The sequence below is a fragment of the Lysinibacillus sp. FN11 genome (genome assembly GCF_024628845.1).
GTDB lineage: Bacteria > Bacillota > Bacilli > Bacillales_A > Planococcaceae > Lysinibacillus > Lysinibacillus capsici.
This window is the reverse complement of sequence record NZ_CP102383.1, coordinates 1,213,069-1,232,864: the sequence shown is the minus strand read 5'-3', so window position 1 is coordinate 1,232,864 and position 19,796 is coordinate 1,213,069. Positions and strand designations below refer to the sequence as shown.

23 protein-coding genes and 2 pseudogenes are annotated in these 19,796 nt (G+C 38.7%); 8 read left to right on the top strand and 17 right to left on the bottom strand.

Annotated features, from left to right (window positions below; all coding sequences use genetic code 11):
* Positions 1-237: 237 nt before the first annotated feature.
* Positions 238-660 carry a DUF4183 domain-containing protein gene (locus tag NP781_RS06365; RefSeq protein WP_257521774.1) on the top strand — a complete coding sequence of 141 codons (423 nt, stop codon included), beginning with the start codon at positions 238-240 and terminating at the stop codon, positions 658-660.
* Between the two features lie 24 nt (positions 661-684).
* Positions 685-1,005: a DUF4183 domain-containing protein gene (locus tag NP781_RS06360; protein WP_221680711.1), complete on the top strand. Its 321-nt coding sequence runs from the start codon at positions 685-687 to the stop codon at positions 1,003-1,005.
* A 49-nt stretch (positions 1,006-1,054) separates the two neighbouring features.
* On the opposite strand, the gene NP781_RS06355 is transcribed toward NP781_RS06360, so the two are convergent.
* Genes NP781_RS06355 through pcp form a run of 4 tightly spaced genes read right to left on the bottom strand, consistent with a single transcriptional unit; the run spans position 1,055 to position 3,940 of the window.
* Positions 1,055-1,783, bottom strand: a complete 729-nt coding sequence (locus tag NP781_RS06355) for a 5-oxoprolinase subunit PxpA (protein ID WP_257521773.1) — start codon at positions 1,781-1,783, stop codon at positions 1,055-1,057.
* A complete protein-coding gene (locus NP781_RS06350) occupies positions 1,780-2,643 on the bottom strand; it encodes a 5-oxoprolinase subunit C family protein (RefSeq protein ID WP_205442542.1) in 864 nt (287 codons plus the stop codon). Before NP781_RS06350 ends, NP781_RS06355 begins: the two co-directional genes overlap by 4 nt.
* Before the next feature lie 3 nt (positions 2,644-2,646).
* On the bottom strand, positions 2,647-3,342 hold the full coding sequence (pxpB, locus tag NP781_RS06345; protein WP_221680709.1) for a 5-oxoprolinase subunit PxpB: 696 nt from the start codon (positions 3,340-3,342) through the stop codon (positions 2,647-2,649).
* Entirely contained in the window at positions 3,326-3,940 is a 615-nt protein-coding gene (gene pcp / locus NP781_RS06340; protein ID WP_257521772.1) for a pyroglutamyl-peptidase I, read from the bottom strand. Before pcp ends, pxpB begins: the two co-directional genes overlap by 17 nt.
* A 592-nt stretch (positions 3,941-4,532) precedes the next feature.
* Here pcp and NP781_RS06335 point away from each other — a divergent pair.
* The 4 genes from NP781_RS06335 (at position 4,533) to NP781_RS06320 (ending at position 7,611) form a co-directional block, all read left to right on the top strand.
* Entirely contained in the window at positions 4,533-4,994 is a 462-nt protein-coding gene (locus NP781_RS06335) for a chemotaxis protein CheX (protein ID WP_004269332.1), read from the top strand.
* Positions 4,995-5,276: 282 nt separating this feature from the next.
* Positions 5,277-5,447: a hypothetical protein gene (locus NP781_RS06330; RefSeq protein ID WP_175400755.1), complete on the top strand. Its 171-nt coding sequence runs from the start codon at positions 5,277-5,279 to the stop codon at positions 5,445-5,447.
* Between the two features lie 24 nt (positions 5,448-5,471).
* The gene (locus NP781_RS06325) at positions 5,472-5,963 is read left to right on the top strand and encodes a cupredoxin domain-containing protein (protein WP_004269330.1); all 492 of its coding nucleotides are present in this window, start codon (positions 5,472-5,474) and stop codon (positions 5,961-5,963) included.
* Entirely contained in the window at positions 5,950-7,611 is a 1,662-nt protein-coding gene (locus tag NP781_RS06320; RefSeq protein ID WP_221680707.1) for a b(o/a)3-type cytochrome-c oxidase subunit 1, read from the top strand. Before NP781_RS06325 ends, NP781_RS06320 begins: the two co-directional genes overlap by 14 nt.
* A gap of 63 nt (positions 7,612-7,674) precedes the next feature.
* Here NP781_RS06320 and NP781_RS06315 read toward each other — a convergent pair.
* Positions 7,675-8,074: pseudogene (locus NP781_RS06315) on the bottom strand (carboxypeptidase M32); the annotation flags it as partial.
* 390 nt (positions 8,075-8,464) lie between these two features.
* Here NP781_RS06315 and NP781_RS06310 point away from each other — a divergent pair.
* Together NP781_RS06310 and NP781_RS25495 are read left to right on the top strand one after the other, a co-directional pair.
* Entirely contained in the window at positions 8,465-8,863 is a 399-nt protein-coding gene (locus NP781_RS06310) for a multidrug DMT transporter permease (RefSeq protein ID WP_257521771.1), read from the top strand.
* Between the two features lie 263 nt (positions 8,864-9,126).
* A pseudogene (locus NP781_RS25495) lies at positions 9,127-9,255 on the top strand (IS1595 family transposase); the annotation flags it as partial.
* A 268-nt stretch (positions 9,256-9,523) separates the two neighbouring features.
* Here NP781_RS25495 and NP781_RS06305 read toward each other — a convergent pair.
* From NP781_RS06305 to eutC, 12 genes are all read right to left on the bottom strand, one after another.
* On the bottom strand, positions 9,524-9,790 hold the full coding sequence (locus tag NP781_RS06305; protein WP_054550783.1) for a hypothetical protein: 267 nt from the start codon (positions 9,788-9,790) through the stop codon (positions 9,524-9,526).
* A 362-nt stretch (positions 9,791-10,152) separates the two neighbouring features.
* The gene (locus tag NP781_RS06300) at positions 10,153-11,649 is read right to left on the bottom strand and encodes a carboxypeptidase M32 (protein ID WP_257521770.1); all 1,497 of its coding nucleotides are present in this window, start codon (positions 11,647-11,649) and stop codon (positions 10,153-10,155) included.
* A gap of 76 nt (positions 11,650-11,725) precedes the next feature.
* Positions 11,726-12,799, bottom strand: coding sequence for a helix-turn-helix transcriptional regulator (locus tag NP781_RS06295; RefSeq protein ID WP_257522504.1), 1,074 nt, complete (start codon positions 12,797-12,799; stop codon positions 11,726-11,728).
* A 288-nt stretch (positions 12,800-13,087) separates the two neighbouring features.
* Positions 13,088-14,035 (bottom strand): malate dehydrogenase, encoded by a 948-nt coding sequence (gene mdh, locus NP781_RS06290; RefSeq protein ID WP_004269326.1) that lies wholly within the window; start codon positions 14,033-14,035, stop codon positions 13,088-13,090.
* Positions 14,035-14,403 (bottom strand): BMC domain-containing protein, encoded by a 369-nt coding sequence (locus tag NP781_RS06285; protein ID WP_257521769.1) that lies wholly within the window; start codon positions 14,401-14,403, stop codon positions 14,035-14,037. Before NP781_RS06285 ends, mdh begins: the two co-directional genes overlap by 1 nt.
* Positions 14,396-14,680 (bottom strand): EutN/CcmL family microcompartment protein, encoded by a 285-nt coding sequence (locus tag NP781_RS06280; protein WP_004269324.1) that lies wholly within the window; start codon positions 14,678-14,680, stop codon positions 14,396-14,398. The genes NP781_RS06285 and NP781_RS06280 overlap by 8 nt, the downstream gene beginning before the upstream one ends.
* A gap of 36 nt (positions 14,681-14,716) precedes the next feature.
* On the bottom strand, positions 14,717-15,586 hold the full coding sequence (locus NP781_RS06275; protein WP_009370493.1) for a phosphate propanoyltransferase: 870 nt from the start codon (positions 15,584-15,586) through the stop codon (positions 14,717-14,719).
* A gap of 12 nt (positions 15,587-15,598) precedes the next feature.
* Entirely contained in the window at positions 15,599-16,186 is a 588-nt protein-coding gene (locus NP781_RS06270) for a phosphate propanoyltransferase (protein ID WP_257521768.1), read from the bottom strand.
* Positions 16,187-16,314: 128 nt separating this feature from the next.
* The gene (locus NP781_RS06265; RefSeq protein ID WP_004269321.1) at positions 16,315-16,593 is read right to left on the bottom strand and encodes a BMC domain-containing protein; all 279 of its coding nucleotides are present in this window, start codon (positions 16,591-16,593) and stop codon (positions 16,315-16,317) included.
* A 20-nt stretch (positions 16,594-16,613) separates the two neighbouring features.
* The gene (locus NP781_RS06260; RefSeq protein ID WP_202341743.1) at positions 16,614-18,104 is read right to left on the bottom strand and encodes an aldehyde dehydrogenase family protein; all 1,491 of its coding nucleotides are present in this window, start codon (positions 18,102-18,104) and stop codon (positions 16,614-16,616) included.
* Positions 18,105-18,119: 15 nt separating this feature from the next.
* Complete coding sequence (gene eutL, locus NP781_RS06255) at positions 18,120-18,770, bottom strand: ethanolamine utilization microcompartment protein EutL (RefSeq protein ID WP_221680702.1); 651 nt, start codon at positions 18,768-18,770, stop codon at positions 18,120-18,122.
* A gap of 11 nt (positions 18,771-18,781) precedes the next feature.
* A complete protein-coding gene (gene eutC / locus NP781_RS06250; protein WP_221680701.1) occupies positions 18,782-19,792 on the bottom strand; it encodes an ethanolamine ammonia-lyase subunit EutC in 1,011 nt (336 codons plus the stop codon).
* Between the last annotated feature and the right edge of the window lie 4 nt (positions 19,793-19,796).

Sequence of the window (19,796 nt, the reverse complement as noted above, 5' to 3'; positions counted from 1 at the left end):
AGTAACCCCTTTTTCATTAATTATTCATAATTAGTATTCTACCTTATTCAACTAGCAAAGTATAACACTAATTTAAAGCATATATGCCAACGTTTCCATCCTTAGAAAAACATGTTTATACAAAAAATCTATGCCAAATGATAGATGGTCAACTAGTTCTTTTTATTTTTTCTTCATATTTTATAGTAAGCATATTCGGGGCAAAGTTATTTTTTTATGAAGGGAGTGTGATGCCATATGATAAATCCTAAGTCTCATCAAATCATTGAAAAATATTGTTCATGTAACTGTGAGGAGCGATTTATCTGGCCCCGTATAAAAGCAACAAACGGAATACCCATTAATCCTCCTGAAATAGTCCCTGAATGTATGATTATCCCAACAATCCACCGATATTTTTATATCGTTACAGCTGATCTTGATCTATCTAATGGGGCAACTCTTCCAGCCGATCTCTTTTGGAATGATGAAGCAAATTCCGTTACTGAGTTTACAATTTTTTCACCCAATGGTTACGTTAACCTTTATATTAATGCAGTGATGCAGGAAGGCGGCATTTATACGGTAACCCCAGCCTCCCTGACAATCGTACCCTATAATGCCACATTGTATAGAGGAACACCCATCATTATTGAATCGCTAGGCTTTACAACAAAATAAAGGAAATGAAAGGAGGTGAATCGGGTGGCACTTTCCATTATTAATATTCACGTCAATGTAACAGGTACTTCTACAAGATTTTTTAACGTCTTAGCTGCACCCCTTGCCATTGCAGATGGCACAACAGTCGCTGCAACAACGTTTTTAAATGATAGCGGTACAGCAGCAACAGCATTCCCGGAAGTCGCAAATGGTTACTATAACTTATATATCAATGGTGTTCTACAGGAGGGTGGTGCCTATACAGTTTCTACAACTGAAATAACGTTCAATACTGTCACAGGTACTCTTTCTGCTGGTACGCCAATTGTGCTAGAAGCTGTGGAGCTAGTGACAACAATCTAAATAAAATGGATGCCTTGTTTAGGGCATCCATTTTTACGTTTTATTGTAATTACTTTTTGAGACCTGCAATTTTTTTCGCATAGTCTAGTGCATGTGAACCATCTCCATGTATACATAAGGTTTGGACTGCAACTTTAATTTTTTTGGACTGGACTGACAACACTTCATTAGCAGTCAAAATACCTTTTACATGCACTAGCATTTCTTCTTCCGATTGTATTAAGGCATTTGGTTCCTGTCTGTTCACTAAAGTGCCGTCATTGTTATAGCGTCGATCCGAAAAAACCTCCTCATATACTTGAAGCCCTTTGTCTCTAGCAATCTCTACGATGAGGCTACCAGATAAGGCATATAAAATAAGCTGTGGATTAAGATCATACACTGCATTGACTACAGCCAACGCTTTTTCATGGTCATTCGCGCATTGATTATAAAGTGCGCCATGTGGTTTAACATGATGAAGCGTACCATTTTCAATCTCCACAAATGCTTGTAAGGCACCAATTTGATAAACCATCATATCGTAAATTTCACCTGAGCTACATTCCATGTTACGGCGACCAAACCCCTCTCGATCTGGATAGCCTGGATGCGCACCAATGTGAACGTTTTTACGAATGGCGCTACGTACGATTTGATGCATGATTGTATGATGTCCCGCATGATAGCCGCATGCAATGTTGATGGACGTTACATAGTCTAATAGTTCTTCATCCTTACCCGTTATAAAAGCATCATGGCTTTCACCTAGATCACAATTGATATCAATTGACATCATGTTTCCTCCAGTACAAAGTGAATTGTGTTAAACATACGCATTTGCGCTACTTTATGTAAATCTTCTTCATGAACTGTTGCAATAATAGGATAGCCTCCTACTGTTTGAGCATCAGCCATTAGGATAATGGGATCACCACTTTGAGGCACTTGGATTGTTCCGAACTGTGTAGCTTCTGACAGAATATCCTTCATTTCCTGAAGTTGTAAGGCAGGTCCTTTGATGTAGTAGCCCATACGATTGCCGCCAATAAATTGAAAAGGATTTTGTAAAAATTGTTGCTGACTTTTTTCTGTAAATAAATGAAAATGAGGTCCTTTAAACAGTCGAGCAGTTATGGAACTGTCAAAACGCGGACGATAGGGTGCATATAGCCCTCTATTATTTTTTAGAGATGGTGATACTTGCCCATATAAAATACTTCCTTTTGTAATGCATGTTCCCAAATTCCCAAGCGGAAGGTAGGATTGGCTACCAAGCTCATCGTTTGTACGAAAACCTCCTAATGGAGTTAAGTAAACAATAGAGCCTTGATGGACACTCTTGATAGATAATCTATCTCCCCTTGTTAAATGGAATGTTTTCCACATTTCGATTGGTACTTGATTAACCAAGCATGTACCATGTCCTCCTGTTAATACATAAACACAATCAGCCAGCGCCTCAAATTCAAAACCACCTACAAACATTTCAAAAGACGTTTCATCATGATGGTGATGTAAGATTCTTTGAGCTGCATTAAACGATCGGTGATCCATTGGTCCAGATAACGGAATACCAAATGCCCGATAGCCGAACCTTCCTTTATCTTGTAAGCTTCCAAAAACCCCTTGTTTTGTTACAAGCAGAAGTGGCTTCAATTGCTACACTCCTTTGCTTTTCATTTCCCAAAATTGCTGTTGGGTTATTTCATAAAACTGAACTTCATCACCAAGTTCAAATAAAAATGGCTCTTTGCCATGAACATCAAATAAATCAAACGGTGTTTTCCCTATAATATTCCAGCCTCCAGGTGAATCAACAGGATAGATTCCCGTTTGTCCACCCCCAATCCCAACTGAACTCGCTGATACAGATGCCCTTGGTTTCTGTAAGCGTGGCACAAATAATTTAGAATCAAGCTCACCTAAGTATGGAAACCCTGGTAAAAAGCCGATTAAATACACATAATAGCTTTTGGACATATGCAATGTTTTAATGTCCTCAAAAGGTAATCCTGTGAAATTCATTACGCGCTTGCGATCTAAGGCAAATTCCTCATCATAGCAGACGGGTATTTTTAAAAGTCGATTCGTTCCTTCGTCAATGGTTGTGGAGGCTTGCATCTCAAGCCACTGCATCCTTAAACGTTCAACATCTATTTTTTGTTTAATATAAGCTGTCACAGTGTGGTAGCTTGCAACACTTTCGACTAGGTTATGCTGTAGCTGCTGTTTCAGAAATCGATTGAACGCTTGGACCGCGTGAAAGTTTGAGTGGGAAATTACCTCTTTGAATGCAAAACGAATAGTATGTTGACTAATCCACATGGAATGCGGAAAATCAATGATTGGTTGCACGTGCCGTCTCCTCAATACAAAGCTGTACCGCAGCTATCAAATCTCCGATACTCCAGCCTGGAATTTTGCCATGTTGGATTGCCAGCTCAAATGATGCTGGAATATGAATAAAGCCAGCACGAACCCCTTCATGTTGCTGCGCATAAGCAAGCCCCTCATACATAATGTTATTACATAAGTATGTACCCGCTGTATTGGAGATTTCCGCTGGATATCCTTCTGCCTGCAAACGATTTACCATACTGCGAATCGGTAAGTTTGTTAGATAAGCATCTGCCCCCTCCTCATGGATGCGCTCATCAACTGGTGTATAGCCATTATTATCAGGCTCTCCGTCTTTCACATTAATAGCAATGCGCTCGGGTGTCACTTTAAAACGTCCTCCAGCTAATCCTAATGAAATAATGATTTGTGGTTTCACTTCTTCTATATGTTGTTTTAATTGCTCCGCTGATTGCTGAAAATCTACAGATAGAATTCGTCCGACGATATCATAGCTATCTATCTTCTTTCCATTTAATGCTTTCACAATTTGCATCGTTGGATTTATTTTATAATCAAGAAATGGCTCAAACCCTGTTACTAATATTTTTGTCATATTTGTCACCTAATTTCTTTAAATAATCTTAAAGGTTTGCTTCATTTTACAATAGATTTCTGAAAAAACAAATATTTCCCTTGAACAAAAACATGTAAAAAAAGAGCCGATTCTTTTCCCTCCTATATACTATGGAGAAACTTTTGTAACTTGGTTGATTGCAGAGGAGACCGTGTCACTCATAGGCGATGAGTGTTACAGATAAGATCCTGGAGGGTAAGTGAAAATGGACACTTGCTAAAGCCCTTTTCTGCACATCTATTTTCTTTCTTAACATCATGAAAAAGAGTATGAAGCACAGCAGCTTCATACTCTTTTGTTTAGCTCTTATTTCAAATGTGCAGTTGCCTGGTTCATGACGTATTTTCCAACTCCAATATAGATCACGACAGCTGCTCCAATCAATACGAATGTCATTGCGAACCGCTCCTTCTTCGTTATTTTTCGTTAAGTTTTCAGACGTTTACATTGAATTTGAAAATCATTCTCATTAATATATTATAAATTTCATGTGAATTCGTCAAGACATACTTTCATCTTACCCTTTTTACATGGTAAGATGTAGAAAAGTCGGAAAAAGGATGCGGTAATGATGAGTAATTCGAAGTACTTTCAAACTATTTTAAACGGGACAATTCACGCTTTAAAAACCATTCTTCCTATGGATATAGAAGTAAAGTCGCCTAGTATTATTTCTGAACCCTTTCAACAACAACAAATGGGCGTATTAATTGGCTTAATCGGAGATTTAAAGGGACGCGTCATCATTGACTCCTCTCCCGAAGTGTTCAGCGGGATCGGTAGTACCATGTTCGGTATGCCGCTTGAAGGAGAAATGCTAGAATCCTTTACAGGGGAATTTGGTAACATGATTGCAGGAAATTTATGTACAGCTGTTGGGCAAGAAAGCTTAGAAATTGATATCACTCCGCCAACGGTGATGGTGGGCAATACAAAATTATATGGCTTTGAAAAGGCCTTTGCACTCCCAGTTTCGGTCCCAAGCGTCGGTGCCCTAACAGTTCTATTAACAATTGAAGAAGAAGCGGAATAGAGCTTAATAGGTTTTAAGTCTGTTCCAAATAAGACATTGTATGCAAGACTTTCAGCATTTATTTGTAAGACTTACCGTTTGCCCAAAAGAAATAAGAAGGACAGTTCTCCTTCCTTAAAATCTATTATTTTTATTAAAAAAAGTTAATTATAATCATTAAACAAGCCATCTCAATGACTTTTGAGATGGCTTGTTTTTTCTCTCTTAAATTCTTCACACTTTTTTCACATAATTCCCCTAGAAGTGTGATTTTTTTCACATCAAAATGTAGGAGATTTTTATATGATGACAGTAAGAAACACAACAATAAAAAGCGTAGGAGGAGCAAAAATGGCAAATAAAAAGAAGTCAGATGAAAATTTAAAAGGTTCACTCTATGCAGTTTTTGGAGTAGGTATTATCATCATTTTACTTTGGGTGTACTGCTTCGATTTGTTCATTGGACGGTTTTAATCTACGAAGAAGGGACAGAAACATATGCACATACATAAGTATGAGAAATACTGGCTTGTTTTTGGAGTTACCACTTTAGTGGCATTCCTGATCATTCTCGGTATCGGAGCATTTCATCAAGGCTCTCATCCAAACAATGGTAAAAAAACACTAGATTACGAGAAAGTGAAAGAGACAGCACCTTTTGATAATCCAGGTGTCCATAAGGTAGAAGGTAAGGATTGGGATTACGAAGTGGTGGTAGTTGCTTCTGCATTCAATTATAATCCTCCACAAATTGAGGTTCCACTTGGTGCAAAAGTGAAATTTATCGCAACAAGCGAGGATGTTATGCATGGTTTTGAGGTTGCAGGTACGAATATCAATATGATGCTTGAGCCTGGCTATATTTCGGAATATGTGACAGAAGTCAATAAGGTTGGCGAGTTTTTAATCGTATGTAATGAGTATTGTGGTACTGGACATACGATGATGCACTCTATGCTAAAGGTGGTGGATTCAAATGAGTCACACTAATTCAATGACAAAAGTGGATCGTCGAGATGCAAAGCTAGCAATGGCACATATTTACGTGGCATTTATCGCATTGTTATTAGGTGGTCTTGCAGGTTTATTACAGGTTTTTGTACGTTCTGGTCAATTTACTTTACCAGCAGGCATTGGTTATTATCAAGTATTAACAGTTCATGGTGTATTACTCGGTCTTATATTAACTACATTCTTTATTTACGGCTTCCAAATTGCAAGTGTAAGTCGAACATCTGGTACATTCACTGATACTCAGAGAAGACTTGGCTGGATTGGTTTCTGGTTAATGACTATCGGTACAGCTGCTGCCGCAACGATGGTGTTATTGAATAAAGCAACTGTTCTTTATACCTTCTATGCACCATTAAAGGCACATTGGATTTTCTATTTAGGTCTTACATTAGTCGTTGTTGGTTCTTGGGTTGGCGGCGCAGGTCAAATTTTACGTTATGTCCAGTGGCGCAAAGAAAATAAAGCGAGTGGACAACGTAGCCCGTTACTATCATTTATGGTAGTTGTTAATAATTTAATGTGGTTCGTGGCAACGCTTGGTGTTGCAGCTTCTGTTTTAATTCAATTATTACCATGGTCCTTAGGTTTAATTGAACGTGTCGATGTGGCATTATCACGTACCCTTTTCTGGTATTTTGGTCATGCACTTGTATACTTCTGGTTATTACCTGCCTATATGGTGTGGTACGTGATTATTCCAAAAGTAATTGGTGGAAAAATTTTCTCCGATTCTTTAGCAAGACTTTCGTTTATGCTATTCTTACTCTTCTCTATTCCTGTTGGGATTCACCATCAGTTAACAGAGCCTGGTATTGATGGTACATGGAAGTTCATTCAAGTTGTTTTAACATTTGCTGTAATCGTGCCTTCTCTAATGACTGCCTTCTCGATGTTTGCAATGTTCGAGTTACGTGGACGTGAATTAGGTGGCAAAGGACTATTTGGTTGGTTTAAAAAATTACCTTGGAAGGATGCTCGTTTCTTCGTACCATTTATCGGTATGGTGTCATTTATTCCAGGGGGTGCAGGCGGTATTGTCAATGCCTCTTATCAAATGAATCAATTAATTCATAATACCATTTGGGTTACAGGGCATTTCCATTTAACGATTGCAACAGCTGTTGTTTTAACTTACTTCGGTGCGGCATTCTGGTTAATTCCACATTTAACAGGTCGTACACTTTCGAAGTCTTTAAATAATCTTAGTAATTTCGCTGGTATCTTATGGGGTACTGGTATGACGATTATGTCTTCAGCAATGCATATTGCTGGTCTGTTTGGCGCACCTCGTCGCTCAGATTACTCAGAATATGGTGGCGCTCAGCAGGCTTACGATTGGATTCCTTATCAAATCGCGCAAGCTGTGGGTGGAACAATCCTCTTTATCGCCATCCTAGTGATCATTTATATCGTCGTGAAACTTGCTTGGTTCGCACCTAAAGGTGACGAAGAATTCCCTGTAGGTGACGTACATGAGCTTAGCGGTCCAACTCCAGCTATTTTAGAAAACTTTAAAATATGGCTTGTTATTTTAGTAGCCTTAATTTTATTCGCTTACACAGTACCAATTATCGATATTATTTCGAACTCACCAGCCGGCTCTAAAGGCTATCAATTGTGGTAAGCATCCAAACGCATCTTCCTATAAAAAAGCGATTTCTCTGTAACGAGAAATCGTTTTTTCACTTTATAATTGATAGAGTTTCGTATATTTTTCTTGTAAGTAGTCTGCCAGATACTTGGCATTTAAGCCTTCCCCTGTCGCTTCTTTCAGCAATTCAAACGGCTTTTTCAATGCTCCATATTGATGAACTTTATCAGTTAGCCACTCTAGAATTGGCAGTAGCTCTCCCTTTTCTAGTAGCTCGTCAAAGTTTGGAATATCCTTATCCATCGCATGCTTCCACTGTGCTGCATAAATCATCCCCAATGCATAGGATGGGAAATAGCCAAACATGCCGCCTGACCAATGCATATCTTGTAGCACACTTTGAGACCTGGGGTAGATCCTTCGCCTGTAAATCGCCATTGAAGGGGTGACGTTCAATTTCATAGCGAATCATGATATGTAATGGATATGTTAGTTCAGGTGAATGCTCTAAATTAGGGAACGCCAAAATTTGTTGAAGCTAGCTCTTGCTTAAAGGTAAAAAGTGGAGTTTCATCGAATATAATAAATTACCTAACCAGATGTTATATAAAGGTTAATTTCATGATTGTTGTGTTGGGTGAGGAAATACACTTATGGATAAAAGACCTGTTGTAAATGAACATTAGATGTCACACCCCCCTCCCAAAAAGTCCAAAACTTTCATCGATGTCCTAAAGGGAGGCAATTTTATGTTTCTAGGCTAGCCTGTTAAATTACTTAGGACTGTACTCATGGTTTATTGCTGTTTAAAGCTAACACATGCCTTGTTTAGAATTCTCTGATTGCTGTTTATAAAATTCCAAAATTAGATGAAAAGAGGAAAAAAATGAAAACAAAATGGCTTTTGAGTAGTAGTGCCGTGTTGATGGGTTTGTTTGGGTTGGCAGGAACCTTTTTTCCCGAAGAAATTTCAAAAATACTAGGGATTGACCCTTCACCCATTATTTTGATTCTTCTGCAAATCATCGGAGGACTATATTTAGGGTTCGCAATGTTAAACTGGTTTACACGTTCTGCCCTGATTGGCGGCATCTATAACAAACCTGTCATATTGGGAAATCTGATATATTGCATCGTTGTCTTTTTTGCCCTATTCCGGCAGTTGGCGGAGAAGTTTCATTTCATATTCGCTATTTTGACAGTAGTTTATCTTGGGTTTGCTGTTTGGTTTACATTGGTTCTGCGCTCGAATCCTTTTGACAATCAATCAAAAATGTCTGTCTAACTTTATAAATAAGGAATTTATATTGGGGTTCTCTTTTTTAAGTACGCTATGCTGTACTAGTCTTTTGAGCAACTCTAAGTATATTAAAACGACAAAAATTCCTACTTTTATATTGAAAGAAGGAATTTTTCTTTTTATTCCATTATGAGAATTTAAGTTAAAGATTACACTGTATTTAGCGGTCTATTTTTTTAAATAATGATAAATCTTTTCAAGCAATGGGTTATGAATTTAATAACAAGTTAAAGATTTTTGAATTTATTATGAACCTACTACATTCACGTTTAAAATATTGAATAGATCGTTTTAAAGGCGTTGATTCTAAATAACTCGATAATTACTTAGTGCGTTTTTTATTTATAGATAGTCATAGCAATGAAAGCACAAAAAAATGACAGAAACACATTGTAGTTTATGTCTGTTCAATGACTATTGAAGAATACCCAAATGCTTCTTGTTGATGTAGATTTGATTAGTAATAAAGTTTGATTAAATTAACGATATCAACCTTGATATGAGAACAAAACTAAAGAGCAAGTTTTGAAAAAATGATTGTTCAAAGCTTGCTCTTATTGAATGGCATCGATTAAATTTTTAAAGTTCGATAATTTTTGAAACTCTTGTTTTACAAAGCACCTCGTTAACTCAATTAGTAATACATTATTTAACCAACGTTTGAAGACTTATTAACACGGGGGCATACACAATTAGTGGAATAAGCAAAATTACTGCACCAATTTTTTTATTCCCCTTTTGTAATAATAAAAGAGTAGTCAAGAAAAATAATGGATAAATAATAAAAGTAATTATTAATACACCATCAACTACTTGATACAATTTTCCTGTAAATGCACTTATGAATGGGATTGAAATCCATTCTAATACGCAAAATGCAATAACCAATATCCACAACCATTTAAGTGTCACCACTAATCACCCCTAAATTATTGATTGGTCATAAAAGTAAAAACTATATACGGTTCATCATACATAAGCTACACAAATAAATATTTACACAACAATCTGGCCAGATTGTTTAACACAAGGGTTCAATTTAAAAATGACGCTTTATAATGTTGAACACTATATAAAAAATATTGATGTAACATGAAATGAAGCTTACTTTAATCTTGACTTGTAATTTTAGTAGCCTTATTTATATTCGCTTACACCATTCCAATCTTCGAAATTATTACAAATTCACCAGCGGGCTCAAAGGCTTTAAGCTTTGGTAAGAATATTTTCAAAGCAACAAGCGATTTCTCATTTTAGAGAAATCGCTTGTTTTTCTATAGCTGATATAGCTTTGTATATTTTTCTTGTAAATAATCTGCTAGGTACTTAGCATTTAAGCCTTCCCCTGTAGCCTCTTGTAATAGCGCGAACGGCTTTTTCAGCGCACCGTATTGATGTACTTTCTCTGTTAGCCACTCTCGAATTGGCAGTAACTCACCTTTTTCTAGTAATTCATCAAAATTAGGAATATCCTTGTCCATCGCATGCTTCCACTGCGCTGCATAGATCATTCCTAATGCATAGGATGGGAAATAGCCAAACATGCCGCCTGACCAATGCATGTCTTGTAGCACACCTTGTGCATCTGTCTCAGGACGAATACCTAAATATTCCTCATATTTATCATTCCATACCTGTGGTAGATCCTTCGCCTGTAAATCCCCATTGAACAAGTCACGTTCAATTTCATAGCGAATCATGATATGTAATGGATATGTTAGTTCATCTGCTTCAATGCGAATCAATGATGGTTCTACCATATTGATGGCACGTAAAAAATCTGCTAACGCCACATCACCAAATTGAGCTGGTGAGAAGTGCTGAAGACGCTCATAGTTATGCTCCCAGAACTTTTCATTTCTGCCGACAAAGTTTTCATAAAATAATGATTGTGATTCATGAATCCCCATCGATGTACCAGTCGCTAATGGCAGTCCTGCAAGCTTCTCATCAATATTTTGTTCATACATCGCATGACCACACTCATGAATCGTGCCAAAAATGGCCGAACGGAAATCACTTTCATCATATTTAGTCGTAATTCGCGCATCACCATAGTTTAAGCCGATCATAAATGGATGGACGCTTTCATCTAAGCGACCAGCATCGAAGTCATAGCCGAGCTGAGCAAGCAATTCTAACGATAATTCACGCTGTGCCTCACGCGGGAAATGCTTAAATAACATGCTAGTATCAGGTTTATTCGATGAATGAGCAATTTTTTGAACAAGCGTCACAATAGTCTCACGTAATTCACCAAATACTTGATCTATGACATCTGTTGTCATATCTGGCTCATATAAATCTAGTAATGTATTGTATGGAGATCCATTTTTAATGCCCCAATATTGAATGAATTTTTTCTGCCATTGTATGATTTCTTCTAGGTATGGTAGGAATAGAGCAAAATTATTCGTCGCCTTCGCTTCTTCCCAAGCCGTTTCTGCCTTCGATTGAAGAATGACGAATTCTTTGTATTCATTCGCAGGGATTTTTTTATTTTGATCGTAATTCTTTCTTACTTCTTCTACTAAACGTAGTGTTACATAGTCAAGATCAGCTTTTTGTGCCTCTAATGCTGCTAAAAGCTCTCCTAGTTCTTCACTAGTCTGCATATCAAATAAGGAGGCTGATAATGTACCAATTACCTCAGAACGTTGTGCTAACCCCTTTTTCGGTGCACCCGTCCGCATATCCCAATAAATCACATTGAGCGCTTCCTCATAATGCTGCATTTTCTTCACATAGTCTATAAATTGTTGAACAGTCATGCATTCATCCTCCTTTTCACGTTATAAGTTTATCATATTTTCGAAAATTTTGTATATTGCGGACTTTCTAGGATAATTATTCAGAATATTCATTTTTTAACTTCTCTATTATTTTGATGTATTGTCTATCCCCTAATCCATAGTGTGGAAAGAGGAAAAACAATTGCTTTAACAGGTCATTTTGAGATAGATTGAGGTGTTTTTTTATATACGTAGTGATCTCATTCTCTTCATTTAAATAGCTGAAAAATAATTGAATGCCCTGATACATGACAGGTATAAGCGTTGTCTTGGGTAGACGATGGTGCATCAATACTTCTTGATAGACCTCCCCATACGGACCAAGTTCTATCTCTGTTTCTTCCACATCATAGGTCATCTCCTTGACCATATAATAATAGACTTTGCCTTGATACCTTTGTTGCTCTAGGAAAGCGAGGACGGTCAATAAATTCATCTGACAAAACATATCATCTCCAAACCATAAAACAATACATTCATAGTCATTTGTTAACAATGGCTTCAATGGATTCAATGTCACCTGCTCATATTGCTGTAAAGACACCTCATGCCCTATAGCACGCAGTTTATTAAATTCTTCACTGAAAATCGGACTAATCGTGGGATTCGCACACATCGCTTCATTGAAAGGAACATAATCACTGTTGCCCATTAATTGTTGTTTTGCGAACTCCTCATACATCATTTGACCATTTAATACATTCAAGAGCTCTTGATCGTATTGCGCATTAATCTTCTCTTGTAATGCTTCAATTTTTAATTTCTGAGAAATATCCATCGTCAACCATCCTCCATCATCCTGTAATCTCAACTTTACAAAGGTTTGTAAAGGTTGAGGAGACTTTCTGTAATCATTCGGACTTATACCAAAGTACCTTTTAAAAGCTCTAGAAAAGGATTCCTGTGATGAAAAGCCGTAGTGAAAGGCGATGTCGATTATTTTCTTTTGGGGATTTTTTAATGCAAAAGTAGAAAGATAAATTTTACGTAGTGATCTATATTTTTTAATCGTCATCCCGGTCGTCTGATGGAATTTAAAAGAACAGTAATAAGGAGAATAGCCCATATCCTTTCCTAATTGCTCTAATGAAAATCCTTCTGATAGGTGACGCTCAATCCAATCTATCATCTCTGTACAATGTTGTTCATCCACATCCCTCCTAATTAAATTATAGTAGAAGCGATAATGATTTTTATGATATAAGTTGTGAATGAAAAAAACTGCAGCAAACTTTAAAGTCTGCTACAGCTTCTGCTCTCATAAATAGAGGAGAGCTTTCTATATAATTGGGGATTTATACTAGCCTTCAAGTCATGTTCGGTTTCCAATCAAACATTTTTTTGAGCTATCATGAAGTTATATTGGAAAGAAAGTTGGGGATCCTTTCGATCCATTGAAAAATAGAGTCTGTTTACTCTATTCAATGTTTTGGCAAATAGCAATTACCTGTTTCACAGCCTCTGCAGAGTGCTGAAGGGCTGCTTGTTCTTCATTTGTTAGGTGCAATTCGATGACAGATTCGATGCCATTGCCACCTAAAATAGTTGGTACCCCTAAAAAGAGATCGTGGTACCCATATTCTCCTTCTAATAGGGCAATAGAAGGGATAATTTTTCGTTGATCTTTGATAATAATTTCAACCATTTGGGCACACGCTGCTGCTGGTGCATAGTAGGCACTACCATTACCTAGTAAGCCAACAATTTCACCACCGCCTTTACGCGTACGCTCCACGATTTGCTGTAGTCGTTCCTGAGGAATTAGTTTCTCTAATGGAATACCGCCTGCATAGGAATAACGGATTAATGGTACCATTTCATCGCCATGTCCTCCTAGGACGAAGCCTGATACATCCTCTGGTGCAATGTGAAGCTCCTGCGCCACAAACGTGTTGAAGCGAGCTGTATCTAACACACCAGATTGACCAATGATACGATTTTTGGCAAAGCCTGTTTCCTTATGACATACATACGTCATGGCATCAACAGGATTACTCAACACAACAACAATACTATTTGGAGCATAGTGTTTAATTTGTCTTGAAACCTGTTGAATGATTTTAGCATTTGTTGTGACTAAGTCATCACGACTCATCCCTGGTTTACGTGGAATACCTGCTGTAATGACAACAATATCCGCGCCAGCGATATCTTCATATTGACTCGTGCCTTTAATGGACACATTGAATTTTTCGATGGGGCCTGTTTGTAGTAAATCCAAAGCTTTCCCTTTTGTTGGGTTCTCGGCTTCTGGAATATCAACAAGCACTACATCACCTAATTCTTTCTGTGCTAAAAATAAACTCAGTGTGGAGCCAGTGTGACCTGCTCCAATAACAGCGATTTTATTTTTACGAAATGCCATTATGCCTCACCTCGATTATCTGTCGACGATGTTGTTTCTGTTGTTTTTTTAGCACGCGTTGCTGCTGGTGCAGAAACAGTCTTTTTCTTTGGTGCTTCTGGTCCTTTAATCATTTTAAAGACATCTTCATCAGGTCTCGGAATGACGTGAGCGCCTAATAATTCACCAACACGCATAGCGGCTGCTTTTCCAGCCTCTACTGCGGCTTGTACAGAACCTACGTCACCCTTCACGACAATCGTCACGATACCACCATCTACAAATTCTTGTTTGACGATTGTGACATCTGACGCTTTAATCATCGCATCAGCAGCTTCATAAGAACCAACTAATCCTTTTGTTTCAATCATTCCAATTGCGCTACTCATTGTCCTCACCTCTCATTACTTCCGTAGAATCAATAATACCAATGACAACTGCATCAATCGGTAACGGATTATCTTTCATAATATAGCGAGATGACCCACCACTTGTAATCAGGACATCATCACCAATACCCGCTCCTATACGATCAGCTGCAACCATTTCTGTGCGAATCGGCTGTTGATTGGAATCAATAGGTTGAATGATTAGTAGCTTTAAACCATTCAGTCCCTCCTCCTTGCGTGTTGCCCATACACTGCCTATCACTCTTCCCATTTGCATGAACTTCACCCTCTTTATGCGACACAGACTGTCTTACTACTCTGAACGAATCGTTAATGTTTTATTTAACTCTCGCAGCTTATCATAAGCCAATGCTGTCACAATGGTTTTCTTTGGAACGACAATTTCTTGTGCATCGATATCGAGCACTTCTATTTGTGAAAGTAGCTTTTTGTCATAATGATAGACGGACGGTTGCTCTACTTTCTGTACGACTGGCGACTGCTCTTTCACAGTGATCATAGGTTCACTTACTTGATGATGCACGATTTCTGCAAGTGTTCCTTGTTGAATTAACCCTGCATTTGCTTCATCTGTATCAATATGCATTTCTAAGCGATAACGCTCTGAAACACGGATAACCACATTCGATAAAATAATTGGGCGAATACCTTCTACCTTAATTTGGACAGATTGCCCATCTACGACTTGGAATCTCGCACTATCCGCTGGGGACATATGAATATGTGCCTGTGCAATAATGAGTCCTTCATTTAACACAACACTTCCCTTTGGACCAATTAATGTAACAGGACTGGAACCTTGTATATCACCAGAAATTCTTAATGGTGGCTTCAGACCTAATTTCATAGCATCTGTCCAGCTTACTTCCACTTGGGATAAGGAACGAGCGGGACCAAGAATACGCACTCGCTCAATTGACCCTTTTGGACCTGCAATTACTACAGTTTCTTCCGCAGCAAATTGCCCTGGCTGTGAAAGCTCAAATTTTGGTGTGAGCTGATAATTTTCACCAAAGAGCTGTTCCACTTCTGCTTGTGCAAGATGGACATGACGAGCAGATACACCAATCGGAATTTTACCGTCATGTGGAGGGGAAGATTGATTTTTTAAGACTTGTTGCAAAACTTCTTCCACAATTTTTTGCACTAAATTTTCTTGCATCTTGCCTCCTCCTTACGATGATACTTTTATTAATTTACCCTGTGCCTGCTGTTCAATAAAACCAGCATTTGCTTCATCCGTATCAATGTGCATTTCCAGACTAAAATCATTGGAAACACGTACAACGACACCTCGGAAAGTGACAGGTCGATCACTTACAACTTCCACTGAAACTAATTCATTATTTCGTACTTCCAATTCTTTGGCATCTTCCTCAGTCATATGAATATGCGCCTGTGCAATGATGACTCGCTGGATCTCTATTTCTTTGTCTTGAGAAAGTATTTTAATGCCCGCAGAATTGTCAATATCACCTGATTGACGTAAAGGTGGTGTCACTCCTAGCTTCATGGCATCAGTGCGGCTTACCTCTACTTGGGTTGCTGGTCTTACAGGTCCAAGGACACGGACATTATGAATAACACCTTTGGGTCCCTCAATAGAGACGCGCTCTTTTGCAGCAAATTGCCCTGGCTGTGATAAGTCGAAATCTTTCGTTAGGGTTGCATTTGGACCAAAAAGTGCTTGTAAATCCGCTTCACTTAGATGGATATGACGCGCCGAAATGGCCACTGGAAAAGTTTTTGTTGCTGTTGTCATGTTAGCCACCTCTTTATTTTGTTGATGATTTTATCTGAACAAGGTGAGAGCTGTTCTAAAGATAGATCCAGCTCTCCTCTATAAATGGTAGTTATTTTTCCATCTATAGCGTTTAAACGAAACTGAAATTATGCTTCTGCTTTTGGTAAAATCATTTCTAATTCGTGGTGTGGACGTGGAATTACATGGACAGATAATAGCTCTCCTACACGTTGTGCTGCTGCTGCCCCTGCATCTGTTGCTGCTTTTACTGCACCTACATCACCACGTACAAGAACTGTTACGATCCCGCCACCTACATGTACTTTGCCTACTAAATTAACGCTTGCTGCCTTTACCATTGCATCTGCTGCTTCAATTGCTCCTACTAAACCTTTTGTTTCTACCATTCCTAATGCTGTACTCATTTGTCATTCCTCCAAATAATTTATTTTTTTTGTAATGTGATTTGTTTTAATACTTGATCGACAATTTGTTGAACCATCGTTGTATCAAGAGTAGGTTCTTGTGAAACTACCGACTCAACAACGGACTGTACTTCGAATTCTGGTTTTGGCACTTCGACATCTTTAATGCCATACGCCATACGTTTGATATTTAATAAATGTCTTGCTGTAATGTTGTCTGACGTAATATTGCCGCCAAATGTCCCACAGCCTAATGTAAAGGATGGCGCCAAGCCTGTTGTGCCACCTACTGCACCAATTGAGGATAATGTATTAACCACAATTCGTGATACTGGTAATTCGACAGAAAATTGCTCTGCTAATGCTGCATTTTCAGTGTGAATAGAGCATGTATGTCCGCGTCCTCCAATATTTAGCAGGTCAATCATCACCTGCTTGGCTTCTGTACTGTTTTCAACAACATAAAGCGCAAAGATTGGTGATAGTTTTTCAAGAGAAAACGGAATATTTTTACCAATCATTGTTTCGAAGCCCACAAGAACTTTTGTATCGTCTGGTACCGTGATACCAACAGAATCAGCTAGGCAAGTAGCTGATTTACCAACAATCTGAGGATTTACTTTCCCAGGAACTGGCGAGATCAATTTTTCCATTTTAGCTTTTTCTTCGGCATTTAATAGATAGGCACCATTTTTCTTTAATTCTGTTTGCACTTGCTCGGCAATCACCTTATCCACAATAATAGCTTGCTCTGTTGCACAGATTGTGCCATTATCGAACGATTTACTTTGCACCAATTGGCGTACAGACTTTTGAATATTAGCCGATTTTTCAATGTAAGCTGGTACATTTCCTGGCCCAACCCCATAGGCAGGTTTGCCAGAGCTATAGGCTGCCTTGACCAATGCACCACCACCCGTAGCTAAAATTAAATGGATGTTTGGATGCTTCATTAGCTGCTGTGTTGCTTCCATGGAGGACATTGTTAAACATTGTAGTAATCCTTCTGGCGCACCTGCTTTTTCAGCAGCTACTCGACAAATATCTAAAGCCTCTTTTGTACATTTCACTGCATATGGGTGTGGACTAAGCACTAAACCATTTCTCGTTTTTAAAGAAATAAGTGTCTTAAAGATCGCTGTAGAGGTTGGATTTGTTGTTGGTACGATACCAGCAATGACACCGAAAGGACTTGCAATTTCGGCTACTTTTTTCATCCGATCATAGCCCACAATACCAACTGTTTTTAATTCTTTAATATCTTCATAGACATCTCGTGAAGCTACTTCATTTTTCATCTTTTTATGGTTAGGAATACCCATTCCTGTTTCTTGCACAGCCATTTTTGCTAAACGCTCTGCTTCCTTAAAGGCAGCATCCGCGACAGCCTTTACAATGTTGTCTACTTGTTGCTGAGAAAATTGCATATAGGCAGCCTGTGCTGTATTAGCATGTTTAACGGCATCTCTCATTTCCTGAATCGCTAATAAGTCTTTGTCTAATGTGGCCATAAAGCCGCCTCCCTTCTAGATCACTGGGTTTCTAGCTATATTTTCAATAGCTTCTCTGAATGCATGTGCCGCAGCCTCGCAAGAAGATTGACTGCCAGTTAATAAGCCGCCCCCAAAATTGGTTTCAGATGGAGGACCAAAGAAAACCTTTAGCTCAACATCTGCAGCCTTTAATGCTGCATCTAATCCTACAACTGCTTCAAGCGGCGGTGCGATTAAATAAGCAAGTGGGGTGCCAACCTTTACATCTGCAAGCTCAGCAAGATACGTCCCACAGCTTGCCACAGTATGGGCAAACAAGGCATGATTGTCATTATTATTAATGGCTTCAAAATACGTATCAAATTCAATTTTTTGTTGAATGGCATCAAGACCACTACGAATTTCATCAGGTGAGCTTCCAGCAATAATGCCAATCACTTCACCTGACAATGGACCAGACGAATGTGCCGCTCCCGCATAAAAGCTTTTTGCATAGACAACATCGACATCTGCCTTTTTCGTCGCCTCATCGAAGGCTACATAGCCCACATCGTCGATTGTCAGTGTGACAAGTCCAATGCTATGATGATGTGGCTTTAAATCTAACTGCTCTGCTAGTTCACTATTGACTCTTGGAATGGTTTGCATCGCCAAGATTTGAGCCATAATTTTTTGAGGATACATATTTCAGCCTCCTAACCTTCTTTTGCGACAAGCTCTACGCCACTTGCCTGATAATGCAGGATTTTTTCTACGACTGTGCCAAGATAAGCTCCCGCTTCTAATGGTGGGATACCACCCTTATGGATATTTGAAATTACCATGCGTTCAGCTTCCACTGTCCCAATTCTTGGCTTGTAGCATAAATATGCACTCATCGATTCTGCCGATACGAGCCCTGGACGCTCACCAATTAGATAAACAATTACCTCTGCCTGTAGCAGCTCACCAATCTCATCCATTAAGGCAACACGCCCTTTATCGATATAGAACGTAGTACCGATGTCAATTTTTAAATTGCTAAGACTTTGCTGAAGGGCTAAGTAAACATCTTGAACATTCTCCTCAATCGCACTTGCACTCAAGCCATTCGAGATAATAATCTGTACCTTTGGCTGTGGTTTACATTTTTGCTGAATCAATGCCTTTGATTCTTCTGATAAACGACGCCCTAAGTCAGGTCTTGTAATGTATTCCTCTTTATCTGTGACTTTCGTTGTGACCTGAAAGACATCAAGCTTTTGTAAAAGTTCTTCTGTCACTTCGCCATATACAGCATCTACTGCAGCAGCATGATCGAGTCGGAATTTTAACCAGGTTTTCGTTTTCGGTCTTGTTCCCGCTCTCCCTACACCAATACGAGCTGGTGTATGTTTCTTAGCAGCCTGCACACTTTCACTTAACGATCCTGCCTCAAACTGAAAGGGCTTGATCGGCACAGCGTCATTTACTGGTTGGTCGAAAGTAGCAGAAGCAACCGTTGTTACTTGCTGTGGAGCTCCATGCTGATACAGCTGAATTAATGGCTCCTGTGATGTTGCGATAGCTTCTGTTGTTTCTGAAGAACGATTTTCTACTGTATCATAAAATTTAATAAGTGGTTGCTCTGTTGGAGTAGCTGCTATTTCAGGTGTTTGGCTACCTGTACTTTTCTCCATCTTCTCCATGACAAGCTGTGTAATCATAGAAACTAATTGATCATTCACTTGA

Coding starts and splice junctions, on each gene's coding strand:
- NP781_RS06275 (WP_009370493.1), bottom strand. CDS start 15,586: ATGCAAGAAAATTTAGTGCAAAAAATTGTGGAAGAAGTTTTGCAACAA.
- NP781_RS06355 (WP_257521773.1), bottom strand. CDS start 1,783: ATGATGTCAATTGATATCAATTGTGATCTAGGTGAAAGCCATGATGCT.
- eutL (WP_221680702.1), bottom strand. CDS start 18,770: ATGTATCCTCAAAAAATTATGGCTCAAATCTTGGCGATGCAAACCATT.
- pcp (WP_257521772.1), bottom strand. CDS start 3,940: ATGACAAAAATATTAGTAACAGGGTTTGAGCCATTTCTTGATTATAAA.
- NP781_RS06295 (WP_257522504.1), bottom strand. CDS start 12,799: ATGATAGATTGGATTGAGCGTCACCTATCAGAAGGATTTTCATTAGAG.
- NP781_RS06270 (WP_257521768.1), bottom strand. CDS start 16,186: ATGACAACAGCAACAAAAACTTTTCCAGTGGCCATTTCGGCGCGTCAT.
- mdh (WP_004269326.1), bottom strand. CDS start 14,035: ATGGCATTTCGTAAAAATAAAATCGCTGTTATTGGAGCAGGTCACACT.
- NP781_RS06260 (WP_202341743.1), bottom strand. CDS start 18,104: ATGGCCACATTAGACAAAGACTTATTAGCGATTCAGGAAATGAGAGAT.
- NP781_RS06325 (WP_004269330.1), top strand. CDS start 5,472: ATGCACATACATAAGTATGAGAAATACTGGCTTGTTTTTGGAGTTACC.
- NP781_RS06320 (WP_221680707.1), top strand. CDS start 5,950: ATGAGTCACACTAATTCAATGACAAAAGTGGATCGTCGAGATGCAAAG.
- NP781_RS06280 (WP_004269324.1), bottom strand. CDS start 14,680: ATGCAAATGGGAAGAGTGATAGGCAGTGTATGGGCAACACGCAAGGAG.
- NP781_RS06285 (WP_257521769.1), bottom strand. CDS start 14,403: ATGAGTAGCGCAATTGGAATGATTGAAACAAAAGGATTAGTTGGTTCT.
- NP781_RS06310 (WP_257521771.1), top strand. CDS start 8,465: ATGAAAACAAAATGGCTTTTGAGTAGTAGTGCCGTGTTGATGGGTTTG.
- NP781_RS06265 (WP_004269321.1), bottom strand. CDS start 16,593: ATGAGTACAGCATTAGGAATGGTAGAAACAAAAGGTTTAGTAGGAGCA.
- NP781_RS06330 (WP_175400755.1), top strand. CDS start 5,277: ATGATGACAGTAAGAAACACAACAATAAAAAGCGTAGGAGGAGCAAAA.
- NP781_RS06300 (WP_257521770.1), bottom strand. CDS start 11,649: ATGACTGTTCAACAATTTATAGACTATGTGAAGAAAATGCAGCATTAT.
- NP781_RS06335 (WP_004269332.1), top strand. CDS start 4,533: ATGAGTAATTCGAAGTACTTTCAAACTATTTTAAACGGGACAATTCAC.
- NP781_RS06365 (WP_257521774.1), top strand. CDS start 238: ATGATAAATCCTAAGTCTCATCAAATCATTGAAAAATATTGTTCATGT.